Below are 5,904 nucleotides of genomic sequence, written 5' to 3'. Positions count from 1 at the left end.
CGGTCACCCTCGACGACGCGCCGCCGGACGCCACCGCCAAGCTTCCCGGCTACCCCGAGCCGCAGCCCGACTACCTGGTCATCCACCAGCAGGACCTGCAGGCCGTGGTGAACGCGATGTGGCAGGGCGGCGCCGAGGGCATCAAGGTCATGGACCAGCGGCTGATCTCCACCAGTGCGGTGCGCTGTGTGGGCAACACCCTGATCCTGCAGGGCCGCGTCTACTCCCCGCCGTACAAGATCACGGCGGTCGGTGATCCCGAGAAGCTGAAGAGGGCGCTCAGCGCTTCGCCGGCGATCCAGAACTACATGGTGTACGTCAACGTCTACGGGCTCGGCTGGCAGGTCGAGGACAACGGGACCGTGACCCTGCCCGGCTACTCGGGCACGGTGGACCTGCACTACGCGAAACCCGTGGAGTAGCCGCCCGTCCTGGTTTCACGTGGAACATGCCCGGACATCGAGGCGATCGGCCCCGAGCCACGTACTCGTGGGTGCACGCGGCCGGGCCCGCCCTGATCCCGTACAGCCCGCGGAGGCCGGGAAATCGGAGGGGCCGCGCCGTTAGTCTGTTGACGTACGGCGTGGGTCTGGTGCCGTGGTACGAGGGAAGGGACGGCATGTACAGCTGGATCTGGCGGCATCTTCCGGGCAACGCATGGGTGCGGGCACTGCTCTCACTGGTGCTGGTCATCGCCGTGGTCTACGTCCTCTTCCAGTACGTCTTTCCGTGGGCCGAGCCGCTGCTGCCCTTCAACGATGTGACGGTGGACAACCAGTGAGCGCGCGCATTCTCGTCGTCGACAACTACGACAGCTTCGTCTTCAACCTCGTCCAGTACCTGTACCAGCTGGGCGCCGAGTGCGAGGTCCTGCGCAACGACGAGGTGTCGACGGCACACGCGCAGGACGGTTTCGACGGGGTGCTGCTGTCCCCGGGCCCCGGTACTCCCGAGGAGGCCGGCGTCTGCGTGGACATGGTGCGGCACTGCGCGGCCACCGGGGTGCCGGTCTTCGGCGTCTGCCTCGGCATGCAGTCGATGCAGGTGGCGTACGGCGGTGTCGTAAGCCGCGCGCCCGAGCTGCTGCACGGCAAGACGTCGCCGGTCGAGCACGGGGGCAAGGGCGTCTTCGCGGGCCTGCCCTCCCCGTTCACGGCGACCCGCTATCACTCGCTGGCCGCCGAGCCGGCCACGGTACCGGTGGAGCTGGAGGTCACGGCCAGGACGCCGGACGGCATGGTGATGGGGCTGAGGCACCGTGAACTCCTGGTCGAGGGCGTGCAGTTCCATCCCGAGTCGGTGCTGACCGAGCACGGCCACCGGATGCTGGCCAACTGGCTGGTGGAGTGCGGCGACGAGGGCGCGGTGGCGAGGTCGGCGGGGCTCGCCCCGGTGGTGGGCAGGTCCTCGGCGTGACCGCGCTGCGCCCCGAGCGTGAGTCCGGCGCCGACGCCTACGGCGGCGCCGGCGAACAGGGCACCTCGTACGGCGGGCAGCCGTACGGGGCGCCGGGTGCGTACGGGGACGGCTGGTACGACGACACGGCGTCCGACTCCTATGGCGGCGCTTCCGGGAGCACCGCGTATCTGCCGCCGGTCGACGAGGAGACGGTGGCGCTGCGGATCCCCGAACCGCCGGAGCGAACGGCGCGTGAGGAGTCCGCGTCGGCGCCCTTAGCGGCATCGGGCGGGCGTGCGGCCCGCAGGAAGGCATCCAGGAAGCGCCACGGGCGCCGTGGAGGCTCTCACAAGGCCGCGGAGGCCCCTGGGGCGGACGCGGGCCGGGAAGGGGCGTCAGAGGCGTCCGAGGGGACGTCACGGGCGCCGCTGTCGCGGGTGGAGGCGCGTCGGCAGGCGAGGGCGCGCAAGGCGAGTCCGGCGGTCGTCGCGAGCCGGGCGATCGGCGAGGTGTTCATCACCTGTGGTGTGCTGATGCTGCTCTTCGTCACCTACCAGTTGTGGTGGACGAACGTGCGGGCGCACGCGCAGGCCGGCAAGGAGGTCAGCGACCTCCAGAACGACTGGGCGAACGGCGAGCGCAAGCCGGGGGCGTTCGAGCCGGGGCAGGGCTTCGCGCTGCTGCACATCCCCAAGCTGGACGTGGTGGTGCCGATCGCGGAGGGCATCAACAGCAAGAAGGTGCTCGACCGGGGCATGGTGGGGCACTACGCGGAGGGCGCGCTGAAGACGGCGATGCCGGACGCGAAGACCGGCAACTTCGGGCTGGCGGGACACCGCAACACGCACGGGGAGCCGTTCCGGTACATCAACCGGCTGGAGCCGGGCGACCCGATCGTGGTGGAGACGCAGGACGAGTACTTCGTCTACCAGATGGCGTCGATCCTCCCGGTCACGCCGCCGAGCAACGTGAGCGTCCTCGAACCGGTGCCGAAGGGATCGGGCTTCACCGGGCCCGGCCGCTACATCACGCTGACCACGTGCACACCGGAGTTCACCAGCAAGTACCGCTTGATCGTCTGGGGCAAGATGGTCGAGGAACGGCCGCGCAGCAAGGGCAAGCCGGATGCGCTCGTCAGTTAAGGGCAGAGGAAACGTGGCAGCGACCGCCGACGACACCGAAGAGCACACCGACGCGCCCGCGACCGCGCCGCCTCCGGCGCGCCGCCGTATGGGTCCCGTGGCGATGGCCGTCAGCTTCTTCGGGGAACTGCTCATCACCGCGGGCCTGGTGCTCGGTCTGTTCGTCGTCTACTCGCTGTGGTGGACGAACGTCGTCGCCGACCGCGCGGCGGACAAGCAGGCGGACAAGGTCCGCGACTCCTGGTCCCGGGAGTCCGGTGACGGTGGTGACGGCGGCGGGCCCGCCGCCTACGACAGCAAGAACGGCATCGGCTTCCTGCACGTGCCCGCGATGAGCGGTGACGAGATCCTCGTCGAGAAGGGCACGTCGATGAAGGTCCTCAACGACGGCGTCGCCGGCTACTACACCGACCCGGTGAAGGCGACCGTGCCGACCTCCGGCAAGAAGGGCAACTTCTCCCTCGCCGCCCACCGGGACGGGCACGGCGCGAAGTTCCACGGCATCCACAAGATCGAGAAGGGTGACCCGATCGTCTTCGAGACGAAGGACACGTGGTACGTCTACAAGGTCTACGGCATCCTCCCCGAGACCTCGAAGTACAACGTCGACGTCCTCGGGAAGATCCCGAAGGAGTCCGGCAAGAAGAAGGCCGGCCACTACATCACGCTGACCACCTGCACGCCGGTGTACACCAGCAAGTACCGGTACATCGTGTGGGGCGAACTGGTCCGCACGGAGAAGGTGGACGAGGAGCGGACACCGCCGGAGGAACTGCGCTGACTCCCCCTGCCGAAGCGGTCGGTTGCCTAATATGGCGAAGGCCCGAAGCCGCAACTTGCCTTTGCGGCTTCGGGCCTTCTTCTCCCGGGCCTAGCGCAGCGCCCTCAGCCGTGCTCCGGCGCTCCATGCCCCCAGTTCCTCACGGTCCACGGTGAGGACCCCGCCCAGGTCGGCGACCGCCTGCGCTTCGTGGCTGAAGTAGGACGTGGTGACGAACAGGGCGACGTCGACGCGTTCGACGGCTCGTGCGGCTCCGGCGAACCTCTGCATGTCCGAGCTCGGCACGTGGCGGTGGCCCGCCCGGTTCTTGCACCGGACCGCGACGGTGCGGCCGTCGGCCGTCCGCGCGGTGATGTCGATGCCCCGGTCGATGCGGGTCTGTCGTACGACGACGTCGCTGCAGCCGTCCCGGCGCAGCAGGTCGGCCACGTGACGTTCGAACGCCTGCCAGGTCATGGCCGCGATGGAGTCCCTGACCCGGTCTGCCGGAATCTCTTCCTCCAGGGTGCTGATCCGGCGGTGGTGCCGGCACAGCGTGCGCTCGACGTTCTCGATGTCCTCGCGGAGCTCGATGAGTTCGCGGCGGTGTTCACCGGATGCGGCGATCAGGGCGTTGAACATCGGCACGACGGTCTTGCCGAGGATGTGGGTGATGCGCTGGTCGATGCGGTCGTCGAGCAGGACGGTGTCGGGCCCCGGAAGGTTATCCACAGGCTGTGTGCGACCCGAGTACTCCATGTCGAGCAGGTACGTGCGTACCTGGCGGGCGACATGGCTGTCGCGGAGAAGCATCGTGACGTTGAGGACGGCTCGCCGGGAGTAGATGGTGAGGCTCCGACGGGCCTGTGGATAACTGGCCAGCGAGAGTGACATGTTGTCACTCTCGAACTGCCGCAGGTCAGAGCCTCGGAGTACCGCCATTCCATTGACTTCGAGTTCTTCACGGTGGCGCTTGGTCAGTTGTCGGACGACTTCGACCGTGACCTCGAAGTACGCCGCCACCATCGCCGTCGTCACATGCATCCCGTCGGGCAGGAGCGACAGAGCCTTGACCTTGTCGAGGACGTCCGTCCGGTCCAGCACGCTGCTGCGCAGGGTCTTCGACTCCAGGAGTGCGGATTCGTCGATCACTTCCGCCCCTTTCGGTTTCGTGGTCGGGGCAGCACTCCAGATGTCCCACCCCACCTGATCAACGAGTGGTGACAGGCGAAGGCATGAGCGAAGCGAAGACGCGTGTACAGGACGGGCTCATAAAAGGAGCCCCGGCCCTCTCCGGAGAGGGCCGGGGCTCCTGTTCGTGCAGAGGGCTACGCGTCAGTCGTCCTCGCGGCCGCCGGTGATGCCGCCGAAGATGCCGCCGTCGTTGCCGCCGTTGCCGCCCTGCTGGCCGCCGAGGGCGATCAGAGTGACCTTGTCGCCCTTCTTGACCTGCTGGCCTTCCTGCGGAGTGCTCTGGAGCACCACGGCGTTGTCGTCGCCTCCGCCCTGGACCCTCTCGAGCTGTAGACCGTTCTGGGCGAGTACCTGCTTGGCCTGGGCGACCGTCATCTGGGTGACCTTCGGCATGGCGAACGTCTCGTTCTGCGGTGCCTTGGCGATCTTGATCGTGACCGTGCTGCCGCGGTCGACGTCCGTGCCGGGTGCGAAGCTCTGCTCAAAGATGGTTCCCTCGGCCTGGGCCGTGGACTCCTCCTCTGTCTGAGCTCCGAGTACCAGGCCCTTGGACTCCAGCAGCCCCTTGGCCTCATCGGGGGTCTTGCCCAGAAGACTGGGCACGGTCACCTGGGCCGTCTCCTTGGCGACGGTGAGCGTGACCGTGGAGCCCTTCTCCTTCGAGGTGCCGCCCGCAGGGTTCTGGGAGAGCACCGTGTCCGGTGTCTGAGTGGACTCCTCGGTCTGCTGCTCGACCTCGAAGCCCTTCTCCTTCAGGGCTTCTTCCGCGTCGTCGAAGCTGAGGCCCTCGACGTCCGGAACCTCGACCTTCGGCGCCCCGGTGGAGACCGTCAGGTTGATGGTGGAGTCCTTGTCGACCTTGGTGCCCGCCTTGGGGTCCTGGTCGCAGATCTTGCCCTTGCTCTGGTTCTCGCAGGGCTTCTCTTCGAAGGTGAGCTTCACGTCGCCGTTGATGGCCTGTTGTTCGGCGTCCGCTTTGGTCTCGCCGACGAAGTTCGGGGTCGCGACCTTGTCGTTGCCCACGCCGCCGCCCCCGCTGATGGCCCAGCGGCCGATCAGGATCGCGCCGATGAGGACCAGGACACCCGCCACGACCAGCAATATCGTCGAGGTGTTGTTCTTCTTCGGCTGGCGCCGGCGGCTCTGGCGGTCGTCGTAGCCGTAGCCGCCGTCGTCCGGGTTCATGGGCGGCAGCATCGAGGTCGCGGCACCGGGGTCCGCGCCCTGGCGCAGGGCCGTCGTCGGCTGGTCGTCGGGGTAGCCGCCGTAGCCGACCGCGCCCAGTGCGGCGGTCGCCGCGACGGGCTGGCCGTCGAGGCATGCCTCGATGTCGGCGCGCATCTCGTCGGCCGACTGGTACCGGTAGTCGGGGTCCTTGACCAGCGCCTTCAGCACGATCGCGTCCATCTC

7 protein-coding genes are annotated in these 5,904 nt (G+C 68.1%); 5 read left to right on the top strand and 2 right to left on the bottom strand.

Translation table 11 applies throughout. The features are described 5' to 3' along the window. From KUM38_RS27735 to KUM38_RS27715, 5 genes are all read left to right on the top strand, one after another. Nucleotides 1-422, top strand: a 422-nt coding sequence (locus KUM38_RS27735; RefSeq protein ID WP_217133070.1) for a DUF881 domain-containing protein, incomplete at its 5' end; no start/stop codon positions are given. A gap of 197 nt (nt 423-619) precedes the next feature. Then, nucleotides 620-781, top strand: coding sequence for a hypothetical protein (locus KUM38_RS27730; protein ID WP_217133066.1), 162 nt, complete (start codon nt 620-622; stop codon nt 779-781). After that, nucleotides 778-1,416 carry an aminodeoxychorismate/anthranilate synthase component II gene (locus KUM38_RS27725; RefSeq protein ID WP_217133065.1) on the top strand — a complete coding sequence of 213 codons (639 nt, stop codon included), beginning with the start codon at nt 778-780 and terminating at the stop codon, nt 1,414-1,416. The genes KUM38_RS27730 and KUM38_RS27725 overlap by 4 nt, the downstream gene beginning before the upstream one ends. Continuing rightward, a complete protein-coding gene (locus tag KUM38_RS27720) occupies nt 1,413-2,540 on the top strand; it encodes a class E sortase (protein WP_217133064.1) in 1,128 nt (375 codons plus the stop codon). The genes KUM38_RS27725 and KUM38_RS27720 overlap by 4 nt, the downstream gene beginning before the upstream one ends. A gap of 13 nt (nt 2,541-2,553) precedes the next feature. Beyond that, the gene (locus KUM38_RS27715) at nt 2,554-3,321 is read left to right on the top strand and encodes a class E sortase (protein ID WP_217133061.1); all 768 of its coding nucleotides are present in this window, start codon (nt 2,554-2,556) and stop codon (nt 3,319-3,321) included. Nucleotides 3,322-3,411: 90 nt separating this feature from the next. Here the strand turns inward: KUM38_RS27715 and KUM38_RS27710 are convergent, their stop codons facing one another. Both KUM38_RS27710 and KUM38_RS27705 read right to left on the bottom strand, forming a co-directional pair. Continuing rightward, entirely contained in the window at nt 3,412-4,452 is a 1,041-nt protein-coding gene (locus tag KUM38_RS27710) for a restriction endonuclease (RefSeq protein ID WP_217133059.1), read from the bottom strand. A 183-nt stretch (nt 4,453-4,635) separates the two neighbouring features. Beyond that, on the bottom strand, nt 4,636-5,904 hold a 1,269-nt coding region (locus KUM38_RS27705; protein ID WP_217133058.1), incomplete at its 5' end, for a Stk1 family PASTA domain-containing Ser/Thr kinase.

The sequence above is a fragment of the Streptomyces sp. AC558_RSS880 genome (assembly GCF_019049255.1).
Lineage (GTDB): Bacteria > Actinomycetota > Actinomycetes > Streptomycetales > Streptomycetaceae > Streptomyces.
Note: the sequence above shows the minus strand (reverse complement) of the source record. Positions and strands in the feature narration are given on the sequence as shown.